Origin of the sequence: Rhizobium sp. BK312 (assembly GCF_014193605.1) — a bacterium.
GTDB lineage: Bacteria > Pseudomonadota > Alphaproteobacteria > Rhizobiales > Rhizobiaceae > Rhizobium.
Genome location: NZ_JACHZP010000001.1, coordinates 271,474 through 288,323, shown reverse-complemented (window position 1 = coordinate 288,323; position 16,850 = coordinate 271,474). Strand labels below are relative to the sequence as shown.

The following is a 16,850-nucleotide window of genomic DNA, read 5'->3' as shown; positions in this document are numbered from 1 at the left end:
GGACATGACCGCTTACAAGGATCATCTCGGACGTCCGATCGTCGCCGTCACCGGCATGGGGATCATCACGTCGCTGGGGCAGGGGCTACAGGATAACTGGAATGCTCTTTCTTCGGGCACGTCGGGCATTCACGGCATCACGCGCTTCCCGACGGACGGGCTTTCGACGCGGATCGCCGGCACGGTGGATTTCATCGATATCCCCGTTCCGAACGCTGTCGAGCGCTCCTATGCTTTTGCCCGTGAAACGACTATCGAAGCTTTGGCCCAGGCGGGGATTTCCGGCGATTTCGACGCGCCGCTCTTCCTGGCTGCGCCGCCGATCGAACCCGAATGGAGCGCCCGCTTCGAGCTGGCCGACCGTTCTCCTCCGGCAGATCACGAGGGCGATGCATATGAGCGCTTCCTTGCCGCCATGCGCCAGCGCCCCGATCCCGCCTTCCATGAAGCCGCTCTTTTCGGCGCCATTTCCGAGCGCCTTGCCGACCGTTTTGGCACGCGCGGCCTGCCGGTAACCCTGTCGACGGCGTGTGCGTCGGGCGTAACGGCCATTCAGCTGGGCATTGAGTCGATCCGTCAGGGTCGCACCACGCGCGCACTGACGGTTGCGACCGACGGCTCGCTGAGCGCCGAAGCGCTGATCCGCTTCTCGCTGTTGTCGGCGCTGTCGACGCAGAACGATCCGCCGACCAAGGCATCCAAGCCGTTTAGCAAGGATCGTGACGGCTTCGTCATTGCCGAAGGAGCGGCGACGCTGGTGCTGGAATCTCTGGAGGCGGCTGTTGCACGCGGCGCGAAGATCCTCGGCATCATGAAGGGCGCCGGCGACAAGGCCGATTCCTTCCATCGTACGCGCTCCTCGCCAGACGGCGGTCCGGCGATCGCGACGATCCGCGCAGCACTTGCCGACGCCGGCATGGCCGAGACCGATATCGGCTACATCAATGCTCACGGCACCTCGACGCCCGAGAACGACAAGATGGAATATGGATCTATGTCCGCCGTCTTCGGCGAACGGCTTCCGACCATTCCCGTTTCGTCGAACAAATCGATGATCGGCCATACTCTGACGGCCGCTGGCGCTGTGGAGGCCGTGTTCTCGCTGCAGACGATGCTGACCGGCACGTTGCCACCGACCATCAACTACAACAATCCGGACCCGTCGATCATCCTCGACGTGGTGCCGAACAAGAAGCGTGAAAAGCAGGTGAATGCTGTCCTTTCGAACTCTTTCGGGTTCGGCGGGCAGAACGCCAGCCTTGTCATGGCGCTTGAACCGGCTTAAGCGGACATCTGAAAAACAGGATACAACTGCGCCCGAGGGGCGAGGGACTTTGCCATGCGTGCTTTGCAACTGATCGACGACCGCAAACTTGAGATCACCGATCTGCCGGAGCCGGAGGCGCCGGGCGCGGGTGAGGTGACCCTGCGCGTCAAGGCCGTCGCCCTCAATCACATTGACGTGTGGGGCTGGCGCGGCATGGCCTTTGCCAAGCGCAAGATGCCGTTGGTCATCGGTGCGGAGGCTGCCGGCGTGGTCGAGGCGATCGGACCTGGCGTCGCCAATGTGCTGCCGGGTCAGCTCGTGTCGATCTACGGCGCGCGCACCTGCGGCCTTTGCCGCCACTGCCGCGAAGGACGCGACAATCTGTGCGAACATGTCGGCGGCGTGCATGGTTTCCATCTCGATGGTTTCGCGCAGGAGAAGGTCAATCTCCCGGCTCGCCTGCTTGTTCCGGCGCCTCCCGGCGTCGATGCTATCGGTGCTGCTCTTGCGCCCGTTACCTTTGGCACGGTCGAGCACATGCTGTTCGACAATGCTAAGCTGGAGCCCGGTGAAACCATCCTGGTGCATGCCGGCGGCTCGGGCATCGGCACGGCCGCCATCCAGCTTGCCAAGAAGATCGGCTGCACGGTCATTACCACGGTCGGCTCCGACGACAAGATCGAGAAGGCGAAGGCGCTTGGCGCTGATCACGTCATCAACTACCGCACCGACCGCTTCGAGGGCGTCGTGCGCAAGCTGACGAAGAAGAAGGGCGTCGACGTGGTTTTCGAGCATGTCGGCAAGGATACCTGGGCTGGCTCCATGCTCTGCATGAAGCGCGGCGGTCGTCTCGTCACCTGCGGTTCGACATCGGGCGTTTCGACCGAAATGAACCTGATGATGCTGTTCCAGCAGCAGCTGAAGCTTCTCGGATCTTTCGGCTGCCGCATGGAGAACATGGCCAACGCGATGCAGAAGATGGCGCGGGGCCTCGTTCACCCAGTGATCGATACCGAAGTCAGCTTCAATGACATCGACCGAGCGCTGGAGCGGATGGAATCGCGCCAGATCTTCGGCAAGATCATCCTGAAGATGGACTGAGCCGCGTGAAGCTTTTCATCACCCGGATTGTCCTTGCGCTCAGAAATTTCCAGCAGTGGCTGGTGGCGCAGGTCATCTTCGGCTTCCTGAATTTCCTGAAACTGTTTCCGGCGGATGCGGGTATCAACTTTGCCGATCGCCTGACCCGCAAGATCGGTCCGCGTATGCGCCGGCATCAGCTGATGCTGACCAATCTGCGCAATGCCTTTCCGGAAAAGACCGAGACGGAGATTGAAGAGATCGCACGTGCGAGCTGGGGCAATATGGGGCGCCTGGCAGCGGAATACGTCTTTCTCGACCGGCTTTTCGACTTCGATCCTTTTAGCGACAAGCCTGGCCGCATCGAAGTTTCCGGCATTCCGATCTTTCTCGATCTCCGGGACAATCCGCGCCCGTTCATCGTCTTTACCGGGCATACCGGCAATTTCGAGCTGTTGCCGGTCGCCGGCGCCGCCTTTGGTCTGAAGGTGACTGTGCTCTTTCGCCCGCCGAACAATCCCTATGTCGCTCAGAAGGTTTTCGACTTTCGTGCCAAGCGTATGGGCAATCTCGTGCCATCACACGCTGGCTCGTCGTTCGCGCTTGCCAGAGAGCTCGAGGCCGGTCGTGGCGTCGGCGTGCTGGTCGACCAGAAATTCCGTAAAGGTTTGAAGACGTTGTTCTTCGGTCGCGACGTGAAGACCAACCCGCTGCTGCCGAAGCTCGTGCGCCAGTTCAATTGCGAAGTCTATCCGGCCCGTTGCATCCGCCTGCCTGACAATCGCTACCGGCTGGAGATCGAGCCGAAGCTTGAGATGCCGCGCAATGAAGCCGGCGCTCTCGATTTGACCGCAACGGCACAGCTGCTGAACGACAAGGTAGAGAGCTGGGTACGAGAAAACCCGGAGCAATGGCTCTGGTATCATGATCGCTGGAATATCAAGAAGAGCGTCTTCTAGGTTCGTTTCCCCCTGGTTGGCCGCAGCTCCATGTGCGTGCCCGCATCCAGTCATTGTGCTTATAAGCCTTGTTTTTCATAAAGTTCTCCTTTGGCGAGAACTTCTGCTCATCCCGATTGAAAGTGGGGATAAGTCATGTTAATTCACAGTATAGAAAGTTTGGTGAGAATGCGGACACCAAGCTGAATATCCTTGGGCATGGCAGCGCCGGGAATCGAGGCCCCTGCGTCCTGTTGTGGTCAGGGACAGGAGGGCAATTTTGCTGGCACTCTTTCATGCCTTCTCCATGAAATGTAGTCAGATTCAGCGTGCGATAAAACTTGGCGACGACGAGCTTGTGGCATCGCTCGATCGTGAATTGGAGCCCCTTATCGCAGCTATCCTGGCCTATAAGGCCGTGAGTCTGCTTGAAATTTACATGCAGCTCCAGTTCATGAACAATCTCATCCGCGAAGAAGCGGATGATCGCTCGCGGGTCCTGCGCAATTCTGCGTCGCTTTCGGCACTGATCGATCGTTATTTCGGCGGTGCGAGCGAAGCAGCGGGCGAAGTTTTCCGGGTCTTTTCGAGCGAGAAAATCGACCGGGACGATACGCTCGGCTTTGAGGAAGGCAGCGTTCTGAATGATGTCATTCTGGACAGCCTGCCCAATCGTGTCGCGGTCGTTACACGAGATTATCGCTATCTTTACAGCAACGCCGCCAATTCGGAATTTCTGAAATCGAAGTCGATGGAGCTTGTGGGGCGTCACATCTCGGAATTCATCGGCTCGGAAGATTTCGAAATCAGTTTGAAGGCGAAGCTCGATGCCTGCTTTGCCGGGGAAAAGGTGGAGTGTCTTTATCCCTCCTATCGGCAGATCGAACCCGGCAAGGTGTTTCGCTGCACCATCACCCCGTTGCGTGCCAAAGAAGAAGTGATCGGCGCATTGCTGGTCATGCATGAGATCATCGCCGTTCCTGCGGGCATGTTGGTGGCCTGAACCTGCCGTTCAGGCACCAAACAGCAATTTTCCAATCACGTCCGTGATCAGGCGATGCTCTTCTTCGCCTGATTTTATGCAGGCCTGATCCGTTTCGTTCGTACCGGAGCTCGATCTATCATCGGTCTGCTCGTCATCGGTGCTGCATTCGAAACAATGGCATTGGAATCTGATTGGTTTCGTCTTCTTCATGCTGCGGTCATGTTCCAACTGGCAAAGGGATCGGGCAGGTTCCGCCAGCGTTCGGGCGTGAAGCCGTCCGCCTCAATCAGACAGGCGTTCAGTTCGGCCGTGAGATGCTTTTCGTTCATCGGATCGGCACCGATGAACACCAGCTCTTGGCGGCGATCCCCCCCATATCGGATCGAGATAGGGCGCCAGCGCACGCTTGAAGCTCGGATCATGCGGCCACTGGTCTTGCGGCACGGCTGCCCACCAGAGGCCCATCTTGCTCGTCCGGACGAGCGCGCCGGCCTGGCTCAGCTCGCCGACATAATAGGGCCTGGTCGCGAGCCAGAAGAAGCCCTTGGCGCGAATAACACCCGGCCATGACCGATTGAGAAAGGCCTGGAATTTAGGAGGATCGAACGGTTTCTTTGCGCGATACACGAAGGAACGGATGCTATATTCCTCCGTTTCCGGAACGTGATCTTTGAAGCCGTGCAGCTCCTTGTACCACAGCGGATGGGTTTCGGCGCGATCGATGTCGAAGCGTCCGGTACCCAGAACCTCCGATGGTTCCACCACACCGAAATCGGCTTCGATCAGGCGTGCATCGGGATTGAGGCCGACAATGATCTTGCGGGCAGCGTCGCGTTGCTCTGCCGTTGCTGCTCCGACTTTGTTGAGAACGACAACATCGGCAAATTCGATCTGCTCGACCAGAAGGTCGACGATGGTCCGGTTGTCGCCGTCGCCGGCGGTCTCGCCACGATCGGCAAGAAAATCCGTCGATCCATAGTTGGCGAGAAGATTGGCAGTGTCGACGACGGTCACCATCGTATCGAGCCTGGCAACGTCGGAAAGACTGCGGCCGTCTTCGTCGCGGAACTCGAAGGTGGTGGCGATGGGCAGCGGTTCGGCAATGCCTGTGGATTCGATCAGCAGATAATCGAAGCGCCCCTGTTCGGCGAGCTGACGGACCTCCTTCAGAAGATCGTCGCGCAGCGTGCAACAGATGCAGCCATTGGTCATTTCGACGAGTTGCTCTTCCGTCCGGGAAAGATTTGCGCCGCCATCGCGCACCAGTGCCGCATCGATATTGACCTCGCTCATGTCGTTGACGATCACGGCGACGCGCAGGCCCTCGCGATTGTTGAGGATATGGTTGAGCAGCGTCGTCTTGCCGGCGCCGAGAAAACCGGAGAGTACGGTGACTGGGAGCTTCTTGTTCATGACAACTTCCTTTGTAATGTAATATCATTACATATGTTATGGTGAAAAAAGCGAGCAGCATGCCCGCTTCCTTCGGCGATGTTCAGCCTTGCGCTGAAAGACAGGCTTTGAGGGAGCTCGCGATGCCGCGCATCAGGTCGAAATAGAGATCCGGCCCCTGCGGCAGCGTCGCAGCTTCCGGATCGAGGGTTCCCGATTTTGCGGAGGTGCCTTCGAGCACCACGTTGACCAGCTTCGGTTCGAATTGCGGCTCGGCGAAGACGCAGGTCGCGCCGAGATCGGCTACCTTGCTGTGGATCTCGGCGACGCGCTGTGCCCCCGGAATGGTTTCCGGGCTGACCGTGATGGAGCCTGAGACGCGCACGCCATAACGGTGCTCGAAATACTGGTAGGCATCGTGAAAGACGATGAAGGGCTTGTCCTTCACGGGGGCGAGCGTCGAGGCGATCTCGGTATCGAGCGCGCCGAGCTTGTCGTTCAGAGCTTTCTGGTTCGCTTGATAGGTGAGGGCGTTGGCGGGGTCCGCCGCGACCAGGGAAGTGGTGATCTCGGAGACCATCGCCTTGGCATTATGCGGATCGAGCCAGAGGTGAGTATCGAACTCGCCATGATCATGGTTGTGTCCATGGGCGTGATCGTCGCTGGCCTCATGCTCGTCGCCATCGTCATGCGGTTCGAAGGCGCCGCCTTCGCGGAACTTGAGTTTGGTAATGCCGGGCGCATCGTCAAGCTCGACGATGGTGGCATTGGAACCGAGTGCGGCAAGCGGTTTCTGCAGGAAGGCTTCCATGCCAGGCCCAACCCAGAAGACCAATTTCGCCTCCTGAAGGCTGCGCGCATTCGAGGGCTTCAGCGCATAGGTATGCGGCGATGCAGCGCCATCGACGATCAGATCCGGCGTGCCGACGCCCTGCATAACGGCTGCGACCAGCGAGTGGATCGGCTTGATGGAAACGACGACTTTCGGCGCATCGGCTGCAGTTGCGGCCGTACCGACGAGCAGGGCGGAAAGGAGAAGGGAGGCGGCGATGGGAAGAAGAGTTTTTGCTGCGTTCATGCCAAAAATGCCCTTGAATGGGTCTGTTATATTATTACATCAATTGCGTTATGCTATAACGTGTGCGATAGCATGGCGCAATAGTGCAATTGGAAATTTCATGCTTTCCTCCATCGACAGCAAGAGCCGTCCGCTCGTGTCGCTCCACGATGTCGGCGTCCGACGCGGCGGCCGCTGGCTGGTGCGTGGGGTCGATTTCTCCGTGAGCCGGGGCGAGATCGTTACCCTGATCGGCCCTAACGGTTCCGGCAAGTCGACCAGCGCCAAGACGGCAATCGGCGTCTTGAAGCCGGACGAAGGGCGCGTGGAGCGCATTGCCAATCTGAAGGTCGGCTATGTCCCGCAGAAGCTTGCGATCGATTGGACCTTGCCGCTCAGCGTGCAGCGGTTGATGACACTGACGGGACCTTTGCCGGAGCGTGAGCTGATCGCGGCGCTGGAAGCCGTCGGCATCGCGCATCTTGCCAAGGCCGAGGTGCAGCATCTTTCCGGCGGCGAATTCCAGCGGGCGCTGTTGGCGCGCGCCATCGCCCGCAAGCCCGACCTGCTTGTGCTGGACGAGCCCGTGCAGGGCGTGGATTTCAACGGTGAGATCGCGCTTTACGATCTCATCAAGTCCATCCGCAATTCACAGGGCTGCGGTATCCTGCTGATTTCACACGATCTGCACGTCGTCATGGCGGCGACGGATACCGTGGTTTGCCTGAACGGCCATGTCTGCTGCCGCGGCACGCCGCAGACCGTCAGCCAGAGCCCGGAATATGTAAAGCTGTTCGGTACGCGGGCGGCACAATCCCTGGCGATCTACAGTCATCATCACGACCACACGCATCTACCGGATGGTCGCGTGCAACATGCTGACGGCTCGATAACAGATCATTGCCATGCCGACGACGGCCACCACCATCATGAACATGACGATCATGGTCATGATCACAATCATGACCACAGCAAGGGAGAACGCCATGTTTGACGATTTCTTCCTGCGCGCCGTCGTGGCCGGCGTCGGGCTGGCGCTGACGACCGGGCCGCTCGGCTGCTTCATCATCTGGCGACGCATGGCCTATTTCGGCGATACGATCTCACATTCGGCGCTGCTCGGCGTGGCGCTCTCGCTACTGTTCCAACTCAATCTGACACTTTCAGTTTTTGCCGTTGCTGCACTCGTCTCGATTCTGCTCCTGTTCCTGCAGCGGCGGCAGGCGCTGTCGGCTGACGCGCTGCTCGGCATCCTCTCGCATGCGACGCTGGCGATCGGCTTGGTCATCGTCGCCTTCATGAGCTGGGTGCGGATCGATCTCATTGCTTTCCTCTTCGGCGACATTCTGGCTGTCACCCAGTCGGACATTGCGGTGATATGGGGCGGCGGCATCTTCGTCCTGGCGGCAATCGCCTGGCTCTGGCGGCCGCTGCTGGCCTCGACCGTCAATCCCGAACTTGCAGAGGCTGAAGGATTGCGGCCGGAGCGCGCAAGGCTGTTCTTCATGCTGCTAATGGCCGTGGTGATCGCGATTGCCATGAAAATCGTCGGTATCCTGCTTATCACCGCGCTTCTGATCATCCCCGCGGCCACCGCACGCCGCTTTGCCGCCACGCCGGAAACGATGGCGATCTTTGCTTCACTGCTCGGCGCTATCGCCGTTGTCGGCGGGCTATTCGGGTCGCTGCGCTACGACACACCGTCCGGCCCGTCGATCGTGGTTGCGGCGCTCATTCTATTTATCATCAGTCTGCTGCCCCTTGTTCGCAGGAGCGGCACGCCAGCGGCGCAACAGAGAGGACAGTCATCATGACCACTCCGATGCTCACCAAGAACCAGTCTCTCGTTTTCGATATCCTGACCAAGGCAGAAGCGCCGCTCAGCGCCTATACCATTCTCGACAAGCTGCGCGATCAGGGCTTTCGCGCGCCGCTGCAGGTCTATCGCGCGCTGGACAAGCTGCTGGAATATGGCGTGGTGCATCGGCTCGAAAGCATCAATTCCTTCGTCGCCTGCGCCCATCCCAATGAGGATTGCCATAGCCATGGCCTCGTCGCCTTCGCCATCTGCGAAAGCTGCGGCCAGGTGATCGAGTTCCACGATCACGAGGTGGATCATCGGCTGATGGACTGGCTGAAATCGCAGAAGTTCAAGGCGGAAAAATCGACCATCGAAATTCGCGGTCATTGCGCCAATTGCGCGGCTTGATCTGCGAATCGCCGTTTATTTCATACTCGGCAAATAGTTATTAGAAATTTCTAATCCAATCTTTTAAGATCGCGTGCGAAGCGCTGCCAGTTGGCGACATAGTTGCGGGCGGAGCGGCGCAGGCCTTCGATCGCGGCTTCATCCAGTGTGCGGATCGCTCTTGCCGGTGCGCCGACGATCAGCGAGCCATCCGGAAATTCCTTGCCTTCCGTGACAAGCGCATTGGCGCCGACGAGGCAATTGTTGCCGATCTTCGCGCCGTTCAGGATCGTTGCGCCCATGCCGATCAGGGAGTTGTTGCCGATGGTGCAGCCATGGATGATGGCATGATGGCCGATCGTGCAGCCTTCGCCGATGGTGGTCGGGTAGGCCGGATCGGTATGAACCATCGTGCCTTCCTGGATATTCGTGTCCTTGCCAACGACGATCGGCTCGTTGTCGCCACGTAGCACCGCGCCGAACCAGATGCCGACATCTTCGCCGATTTCGACCTTGCCGATGACGCTGGCATCCGGCGCGATCCAGTAACGACCCGGCTCGGGTGTTTTCGGCGTCGAGCCGGCAAGGGCGTAGAGCGGCATGGTCGATCCTCCTCGGTCAGACGACATTCAGCACAAGATTGGCGACGCCATCGACGGCGCAGCTGATCCGGTCGCCCCGCGCAACAGGACCGACGCCGGCGGGCGTGCCGGTCATGATGATATCGCCCGGCGCGAGCGTGAAGAGCTTGGAAAGCTCGGCGATGATCTCAGGCACCTTCCAGATCATCTGCGAGAGGTCGCCTCTTTGTGCGGCCTCGCCGTTGCGCATCAGCCAGATGCCGCCTTTGTCTGGATGGCCGACGTGGGTGGCGGGTATGAGCGCGGAGATGGGTGCCGAATGATCGAAGGCCTTTCCGATTTCCCAGGGGCGGCCGAGCTTCTTGGCCTCGCCCTGCAGGTCACGACGGGTAAAATCAATGCCGACGCCATAGCCATAGACGCAGTCGAGTGCCTGCTCTACCGGGATGTTCGTGCCGCCGCTACGCAACGCTACGACAAGCTCCACTTCGTGATGCACGTCAGATGAAAGGGCGGGATAGGGAAAGTCGCGGGAGACCAGCAGATTGTCGGGGTTCTTCTGGAAAAAGAATGGCGGTTCGCGGGTAGGGTCATGACCCATCTCGATGGCGTGGTCGGCATAGTTGCGGCCGACGCAATAGACACGACGTACAGGGAAAAACTCGGTCTCACCTTCGATCGGCAGAAGGATAGGGGCGGGCGGCGGAATGACTGTCGTCAATGGGGCGTTCATATGGGCTTTCGAAACTCTTGTTCTTTCTCGAGAAGGCCTGTTGCCCTCCGACTCCGTCCGGGCAAACTAGCATCATTGTGACTGCCACGAAAACTGGCCTTTTTGAGGGATTTGGTGTAGAGCGCGGATCAGAAAGGTTTCCCATGTATAGCGACGCGCTGAAAACTGGCCGCAAGATCTTTGCGGTTGCCCCGATGATCGACTGGACGGATCGCCATTGCAGATACTTGCATCGGCAGATGAGCCGGCATGCCTTGCTCTATACCGAGATGGTGGTGGCCGATGCGATCATTCACGGGCCGCGCGACCGGTTGCTGGGGCATGACGCTGCCGAACATCCTGTCGCGCTGCAGCTCGGCGGTTCCGATCCGGCCAAGCTTGCCGAGGCTTTGCGGATTGCTGAGGCGTATCATTATGACGAGATCAATCTCAATGTCGGCTGCCCGTCCGATCGCGTGCAGTCAGGCACCTTCGGCGCCTGCCTGATGCTGACGCCGGAGACGGTCGCATCCTGCATTGCGGCGATGAAGGCGGTCTCGAAAGCGCCTGTCACCGTGAAATGTCGGATCGGCGTCGATGAGCAGGAGCCGGAAGAGGCCTTGCCGGAGCTGATGACGCGCGTGCTCGATGCCGGTGCAGACGCGATCTGGATCCATGCCCGCAAGGCCTGGCTAAAGGGCCTGTCGCCGAAAGAGAACCGCGAAATACCGCCGCTTGACTACGATATCGTCTACCGCATGAAGCAGCGTTGGCCCGAGGTCTTCATCGGCATCAATGGCGGCATTCAGACGCTGGATCAAGCCGAGGCGCATTTGGCTCACGTTGACGGCGTCATGCTTGGCCGCGCCGCCTATCAGAATGCCGCCATTCTCGCTGACGTCGACCATCGCTTCTTTGGCGAACCGGCTGCCGAGGCCGACTGGAACGGACTGCGCGACCGGATGATGGGTTATGTGGAGCGCCACATCGCCAACGGTGGCCGCCTGCAGCATGTCGCGCGGCACATGGTCGGCCTCTTTACCGGCCTGCCGGGCTCGCGCCGCTATCGCCAGATTCTTTCGACCGACGCCAACAAACTAGGTGCGGGGCCGGAGGTGATTGCAGCCGCCTTCGCGGCGGTGGATTTTGCCGGCGAGGGCGAACGGGTTAGCGCTTGAGGGGGCCTATCTCGCCCGCCAAGGGCGAGATAGGACTCGAACCCGTTGCAAACCTCATTCAGCAAACGAAAAAAGATCAAACGAAAAACGGCGCGGTTTGCACCGCGCCGTCCGAAAACCTTATTCAGGCAGTCACCCGGGGCTTAGTTAGCCTGGATGTTGACAGCCTTCGGGCCCTTGCCCATGCGATCCGGCTCGGTGTCGAAGGTGACCTGCTGGCCTTCGCGCAGCGACTGGATGCCGGAAGCCTGAAGAGCGGAGATGTGGACGAAAACGTCCTTTGCGCCGCCGTCAGGAGTGATGAAACCAAAACCCTTGTCCTGGTTGAAGAATTTTACGGTGCCCTTGGTGGCCATGGGGGATAGTCCTTTACCCATCAGTCTTAGTTTATCCGGATGAACCCGGACGGCTTTGCTTCCGCAACATGCGAAAGCCAGTCGAGAAGTTCACGTACGGGGAAAGAACGTCTGCGCGGGTCAGAAGACCCAACCGCTGCCTGCCGCAAGCGGATCACCAAATCAGTCCAGTCACCGGCATGCAAATGCCCGAGCATGCATATGGGTGACAGGGTTTGTGGAAAAAGGCAAGAGGTGTTTTAGTCGGCAGCCTTAATGAAAGAGAAATCAATAGGTTGAAAGGCCATAGGTTCGATTTTTCGACGAATCTACTATTTTCGGACCATATAATGAGGATGCTTTCTATTCATGAAACGCAGTTCAAATTGCCTTCGCAGGGGCAGTCGTTGCGGGTCTTGCAACGTCCGTATTATTGCGAGGCTGAGAACTTCTCCTGCACCAGCGTCTGAGACACCGGCTTTAGCTCGGTGTAAACACCGCGCAAGGCTCGACTATCCCACGCAATTCATAATCCCCCAAGGCCGACAGCGGCATCATCGTCTCTGCTGCGACCGATCCGGAAACAAGAATATTGTGTCCGAGCGGCTTGCAGAGGCCCTCCAGCCGGCTGACGAGATTGACGGCGGGGCCGATGGCGGTGAAGTCCAGGCGGTCGGCGGCGCCGATGTTGCCCCAAAGCATGTCGCCGAAATGCAGTGCGACACCAAAGGGGAGCGGAGGCAGACCATTGCTTGTCCGCGTCGCGTCGAGATGCGCCATGCCAGCGCGAATGGCGGTGGCAGCGCGCAAGGCCGCCTCGCAGGCTTCCTTTGGTGTCCCGCTCATGGGGAAGATTGCCAGCACGCCATCGCCCATGAATTTCAGCACTTCGCCGCCGAAGGCATGCACGGCGCCGGCGACGCGGTCGAACCAGGCATCGAGTGCCGCGATCACGACGCTTGGTTCAGTCGCTTCGGAAAGGGCGGTGAAATCCCGCAGATCGGCGCAGAGCAGGGCTGCGCGGATGGTTTCGCCGCTGTTGCGGCTGAGCGCGCCCGCCTGCACGCGCGCCGCGCTTCTGCGGCCGAGATAGGCTTCGAGCAGGGTGGATAGGGTGGCGCGTGCGGCCAATCCCGCCAAAGGGGCTGCGGCAAATCGGGCGATCTCGCGGAGGTTCTCCGCTTCGGAGGTGCTGAACGGCCGGATGCTTGCCCAGGCAAGCACGGAATTGCCGGGCGCGATCCCGATCGTTTCCTCGCATATCGGGCCGAGATCACCGAGCCAATCGCGGCCGGCCTGTCCGAGCGCCGTGCCGGCGAAGCCGAGAGCTTCGGTCACCGCTCCGGTCTCGGCGCGCCATAGCCACGTATGTTGCGTGATGATCGGATGCGGCGCGGCAAGCGTCAGCGCGCTGCCGGCCAGCGGGAGGCCGGCGGCCAATAGATGTCCGCCCAGATCGGCCAGGAAGCGTTCGGGGCTGGGCGAGGTGCCGGCTTCGTCGACCAGCCAGGCGAGGGGAGCGGGCAAATCCATGCGGCGATCATGCCATGACGCTTGCCGGCTGTCATCCGTGCCCGTGTGGCCATGCCAACGGCATTTGAAAGCAAAATGCCATAAGCAATGGCTGTCGCCGGGCGGTGATATCGCGGCTATCGAGCATCGAGCCCGATGACGCCGCCCTTAAAACGTCATCAGTTCCTGCCGTCGTGTCCACGCATGGGGTCGGGGCCAGGATCGCGTCCGGCGGCCACCGCTGCCATGCGGTCGAGATAATGCGCCCAACCTTTTGCGTGCGCTTCACATTGTTCGACCGTCGGCAGGCCGGTATGAGTGAGGCGCACCAGCGTCCCGTCGGGTTGCTCGATCAGATCAATCTCCACAAGGCTCGATCCGGGAGGCACTTCCTCGCTGCCTTCCCAGCCGAAGCTATAGGCGAGGCGATGAACCGGCACGACTTCGCGGAAAGAGCCGCGCGCAAAACGGCTCCCAGTGACGTTGACGAGATAGATGCCGCCAGGCTCCGGCTCCGTCCGGGCTTCCGTGCCCATCCAACGCAGGATCTTTTCTGGATCAGTCAGCAGTGCGAATATTGCGGCAGGCGGCGCCGAGACATGGGTCTCGCGACGGACGATCAAAGGCTCGGACATCGGTCTTTCTCCCCAGCTTGCTATCGCTTCCCACCGGCCCGGTATGCGCTCAAGCGCCTTCCGTCTCCCCGTGGGCCTCCTCATATGATGCCATGTAGCGGTTACAGCCTCGTCAGCAAGGCATTGCTCCACGCTCGCAGGCCTCAGCCTTCATAAAATCGGCAGCACCGGGCGGCAGATATCCGACAATCGCGGCCGCCTTATCGCCCGGGTCGTCCCGTCTTGCCCTTTGTCCGCCCCTTGCGCTGCTTCTCGTCCACCGGGTCCTCATAGGAGCCGACGCCCGGCTTTGCCCGGGTGATCGGCTTGTCCGGCACCTTGCCTGTGACAGGCTTTTCGGTGCGGCCGACAGTCATCTCGTCCAGTGTATTCTTGCGGAAGAGCGGCGTGCCGGCATCGCTGCCCGGCCCCATTTCGTCGAGGCTCGGCTTGGCGAAATAGGAGCGGGAGGTATCCGGCGCTGGCGGTGCACGCTTGCTCGATGAAGAGCTGCGGCTTTCGAGGCTCTTCGCCTCCTCGCGGGCGAGCGGATCGTCCATGGCGGCGAGTTCGACGGCCTTGAGGCGCTTGATCTCGTCGCGCAGCCGTGCCGCCTTTTCGAAGTCCAGGTCGGCGGCGGCATCACGCATGGATTTTTCCAGCGCGTTGAGATGGGCCTGCAGATTGTTGCCGACGAGATGGCCGCCATCGGCAAAGCCCTTGCCGGAGGCGCCGCCGATATCGGCGCGGACATGGTCCTTCTCGTAGACGCTGTCGAGGATATCGGAAATCTTCGCCTTGACCGATTCCGGCGTGATGCCATGTTCCTTGTTGTAGGCCATCTGCTTTTCGCGGCGGCGGCTGGTCTCGTCCATCGCCCGCTGCATCGAGCCGGTAATGGTATCAGCATAGAGGATGACCTTGCCGTCGACGTTACGCGCGGCACGGCCGATCGTCTGGATAAGCGACGTTTCCGAGCGCAGGAAGCCTTCCTTGTCGGCATCGAGGATGGCGACGAAGCCGCATTCCGGAATGTCGAGACCCTCGCGCAGCAGGTTAATGCCGACGAGTACGTCGAAAGCGCCGAGGCGAAGATCGCGGATGATCTCGATGCGTTCCAGCGTGTCGATGTCGGAGTGCATGTAGCGCACGCGCACGCCCTGTTCATGCAGATATTCCGTCAGGTCCTCGGCCATGCGCTTGGTGAGCACGGTGCAGAGCGTGCGATAGCCCTTGGCGGCGGTTTCGCGGATTTCGCCGAGCACGTCGTCGACCTGGGTGCGGGCAGAGCGCACTTCGACCGGCGGGTCGATGAGGCCGGTCGGGCGAATGACCTGTTCCGCAAAGACACCGCCGGATTGCTCCATTTCCCAACTGCCCGGCGTTGCCGAAACCGCGATCGTGTCCGGGCGCATGGCGTCCCATTCCTCGAAGCGCAGCGGCCGGTTGTCCATGCAGGAGGGCAGACGGAAACCGTATTCGGCGAGCGTCGCCTTGCGCCGGAAGTCGCCTCGGTACATGCCGCCGATCTGGCTGACCGAGACGTGGCTTTCGTCGATAAACAGCAGGGCATTGTCAGGGATATATTCGAACAAAGTCGGCGGCGGCTCGCCGGGATTGCGGCCAGTCAGATAGCGCGAATAGTTCTCGATGCCGGCGCAGGAGCCGGTGGCTTCGAGCATCTCGATATCGTAGCGCGTGCGCTGTTCCAGGCGCTGCGCCTCGAGCAGGCGTCCGGCCTTTTCCAGTTCGGCCAGCCGGATTTTCAGCTCTTCCTTGATCGCCTTGATGGCGCCGTTCAGCGTCGGGCGCGGCGTAACATAGTGCGAGTTGGCGTAGATCTTCACCGATTTCAGGTCGCCGGTCTTCTGGCCGGTCAGCGGATCGAATTCGGTGATGGCGTCGATCTCATCGCCGAACATGGAGATGCGCCATGCGGCATCCTCCAAGTGGGCCGGGAAGATTTCGATCGTATCGCCGCGAACGCGGAAGGAGCCGCGGATGAAATCCATGTCGCGGCGCTTGTATTGCTGCGCCACGAGGTCTGCGAGAAGCTGACGCTGGTCCAACCGGTCGCCGACATTCATCTGGAACGTCATCGCCGTATAGGTTTCGACCGAGCCGATACCGTAGATGCACGAAACCGATGCGACGATGATGCAGTCGTCGCGTTCCAGCAGCGAGCGCGTCGCCGAGTGGCGCATACGGTCGATCTGCTCGTTGATCGAACTTTCCTTCTCGATGAAGGTGTCCGAACGCGGCACATAGGCTTCCGGCTGATAATAGTCGTAGTAGGAGACGAAGTACTCGACTGCGTTGTCCGGGAAGAAATTCTTGAACTCGGAATAGAGCTGTGCCGCCAGCGTCTTGTTCGGCGCCAGGATGACGGCGGGGCGTTGCGTCGCCTCGATCACCTTGGCCATGGTAAAGGTCTTGCCTGAACCGGTGACGCCGAGCAGAACCTGACTGCGCTCGCCATTCTCCAATCCCTCGACAAGATCGCGGATCGCCGTCGGCTGGTCGCCTGCGGGCTGGTACTCCGAATCCATGCGGATCCGGATGCCGCCTTCGGATTTCGCCGGCCGGGCAGGGCGGTGCGGCGTCCAGAGCTTGCCGTCCTTGAAGAGAGGATTACCGCTTTCGATTAGCTTCGATAGCGCCTCGACGGTGGCCGTGACGCCGTCGCGCGAAATCTTATCGGCGTCTTCAAGCGCGATGTCGAGACCGGCCACCGGGTTGAGACCGGCAGCGGCACGTGTCTTCGGATCGGTCGATCCACCCATCGATGTGCCGCGCCCTGATTTGGATGCAGCTATCTCCACCTTCTTGCGGTGCTTGCCGGCCTTCGAAGCGATCTCGCGCTGGGTTTCGACACCGGATGCTTCCGCATCGGCTTCGAGCTGCTTCACCCAATCGGCAACGCTACCGCTGAGCGGCGCACCTTCAAACGGTGCCTGCGGCGCCTCTTCGAAACCGGTCGGGGCGGGGGATTTTTTCGATGATTTGGCCAT

The 16,850-nt window shown here is 60.3% G+C and carries 16 protein-coding genes and 1 pseudogene; 8 read left to right on the top strand and 9 right to left on the bottom strand.

The genetic code is table 11. From position 1 onward, the window contains the following. The first annotated feature begins 4 nt into the window (after nucleotides 1-4). The 4 genes from FHT85_RS01400 (at nucleotide 5) to FHT85_RS01385 (ending at nucleotide 4,288) form a co-directional block, all read left to right on the top strand. Nucleotides 5-1,285: a beta-ketoacyl-ACP synthase gene (locus tag FHT85_RS01400; RefSeq protein WP_112334629.1), complete on the top strand. Its 1,281-nt coding sequence runs from the start codon at nucleotides 5-7 to the stop codon at nucleotides 1,283-1,285. A 54-nt stretch (nucleotides 1,286-1,339) separates the two neighbouring features. Beyond that, the gene (locus tag FHT85_RS01395; protein ID WP_112334630.1) at nucleotides 1,340-2,368 is read left to right on the top strand and encodes a zinc-binding dehydrogenase; all 1,029 of its coding nucleotides are present in this window, start codon (nucleotides 1,340-1,342) and stop codon (nucleotides 2,366-2,368) included. Nucleotides 2,369-2,373: 5 nt separating this feature from the next. Continuing rightward, nucleotides 2,374-3,306, top strand: a complete 933-nt coding sequence (locus FHT85_RS01390; RefSeq protein WP_112411846.1) for a lipid A biosynthesis lauroyl acyltransferase — start codon at nucleotides 2,374-2,376, stop codon at nucleotides 3,304-3,306. Between the two features lie 259 nt (nucleotides 3,307-3,565). Then, nucleotides 3,566-4,288: a PAS domain-containing protein gene (locus tag FHT85_RS01385; protein ID WP_112411847.1), complete on the top strand. Its 723-nt coding sequence runs from the start codon at nucleotides 3,566-3,568 to the stop codon at nucleotides 4,286-4,288. 9 nt (nucleotides 4,289-4,297) lie between these two features. Here the strand turns inward: FHT85_RS01385 and FHT85_RS01380 are convergent, their stop codons facing one another. The 3 genes and pseudogenes from FHT85_RS01380 to znuA all read right to left on the bottom strand — a co-directional run bounded on the left by FHT85_RS01380 (nucleotide 4,298) and on the right by znuA (nucleotide 6,740). Further along, nucleotides 4,298-4,480, bottom strand: a complete 183-nt coding sequence (locus tag FHT85_RS01380; RefSeq protein ID WP_112334633.1) for a hypothetical protein — start codon at nucleotides 4,478-4,480, stop codon at nucleotides 4,298-4,300. Then, nucleotides 4,477-5,683: pseudogene (locus tag FHT85_RS01375) on the bottom strand (GTP-binding protein). The gene FHT85_RS01380 and the pseudogene FHT85_RS01375 overlap by 4 nt, the downstream one beginning before the upstream one ends. 82 nt (nucleotides 5,684-5,765) lie before the next feature. Beyond that, complete coding sequence (gene znuA / locus FHT85_RS01370; protein ID WP_112411848.1) at nucleotides 5,766-6,740, bottom strand: zinc ABC transporter substrate-binding protein ZnuA; 975 nt, start codon at nucleotides 6,738-6,740, stop codon at nucleotides 5,766-5,768. A 100-nt stretch (nucleotides 6,741-6,840) separates the two neighbouring features. Here znuA and FHT85_RS01365 point away from each other — a divergent pair, with 100 nt between their 5' ends. Genes FHT85_RS01365 through FHT85_RS01355 form a run of 3 tightly spaced genes read left to right on the top strand, consistent with a single transcriptional unit; the run spans nucleotide 6,841 to nucleotide 8,928 of the window. After that, a complete protein-coding gene (locus FHT85_RS01365; RefSeq protein ID WP_162709712.1) occupies nucleotides 6,841-7,713 on the top strand; it encodes a metal ABC transporter ATP-binding protein in 873 nt (290 codons plus the stop codon). Further along, a complete protein-coding gene (gene znuB / locus FHT85_RS01360; protein WP_112411849.1) occupies nucleotides 7,706-8,533 on the top strand; it encodes a zinc ABC transporter permease subunit ZnuB in 828 nt (275 codons plus the stop codon). The genes FHT85_RS01365 and znuB overlap by 8 nt, the downstream gene beginning before the upstream one ends. Further along, nucleotides 8,530-8,928, top strand: a complete 399-nt coding sequence (locus FHT85_RS01355; protein WP_041677490.1) for a Fur family transcriptional regulator — start codon at nucleotides 8,530-8,532, stop codon at nucleotides 8,926-8,928. The genes znuB and FHT85_RS01355 overlap by 4 nt, the downstream gene beginning before the upstream one ends. Nucleotides 8,929-8,978: 50 nt before the next feature. Here the strand turns inward: FHT85_RS01355 and FHT85_RS01350 are convergent, their stop codons facing one another. Together FHT85_RS01350 and FHT85_RS01345 are read right to left on the bottom strand one after the other, a co-directional pair. Further along, on the bottom strand, nucleotides 8,979-9,509 hold the full coding sequence (locus tag FHT85_RS01350; RefSeq protein WP_112411850.1) for a gamma carbonic anhydrase family protein: 531 nt from the start codon (nucleotides 9,507-9,509) through the stop codon (nucleotides 8,979-8,981). 16 nt (nucleotides 9,510-9,525) lie between these two features. Further along, entirely contained in the window at nucleotides 9,526-10,221 is a 696-nt protein-coding gene (locus tag FHT85_RS01345; RefSeq protein ID WP_112411851.1) for a fumarylacetoacetate hydrolase family protein, read from the bottom strand. Nucleotides 10,222-10,364: 143 nt separating this feature from the next. Between FHT85_RS01345 and dusA the strand changes: the two genes are divergently transcribed. Beyond that, nucleotides 10,365-11,378, top strand: coding sequence for a tRNA dihydrouridine(20/20a) synthase DusA (gene dusA, locus FHT85_RS01340; RefSeq protein ID WP_112411852.1), 1,014 nt, complete (start codon nucleotides 10,365-10,367; stop codon nucleotides 11,376-11,378). A 143-nt stretch (nucleotides 11,379-11,521) separates the two neighbouring features. Here the strand turns inward: dusA and FHT85_RS01335 are convergent, their stop codons facing one another. The 4 genes from FHT85_RS01335 to uvrB form a co-directional block, all read right to left on the bottom strand. Further along, the gene (locus FHT85_RS01335; protein WP_004109325.1) at nucleotides 11,522-11,734 is read right to left on the bottom strand and encodes a cold-shock protein; all 213 of its coding nucleotides are present in this window, start codon (nucleotides 11,732-11,734) and stop codon (nucleotides 11,522-11,524) included. A gap of 459 nt (nucleotides 11,735-12,193) precedes the next feature. Continuing rightward, complete coding sequence (locus FHT85_RS01330; RefSeq protein WP_112411853.1) at nucleotides 12,194-13,246, bottom strand: adenylate/guanylate cyclase domain-containing protein; 1,053 nt, start codon at nucleotides 13,244-13,246, stop codon at nucleotides 12,194-12,196. 158 nt (nucleotides 13,247-13,404) lie between these two features. Further along, the gene (locus FHT85_RS01325) at nucleotides 13,405-13,860 is read right to left on the bottom strand and encodes an SRPBCC family protein (protein WP_112334642.1); all 456 of its coding nucleotides are present in this window, start codon (nucleotides 13,858-13,860) and stop codon (nucleotides 13,405-13,407) included. Between the two features lie 200 nt (nucleotides 13,861-14,060). Next, entirely contained in the window at nucleotides 14,061-16,850 is a 2,790-nt protein-coding gene (gene uvrB, locus FHT85_RS01320) for an excinuclease ABC subunit UvrB (protein WP_112411854.1), read from the bottom strand.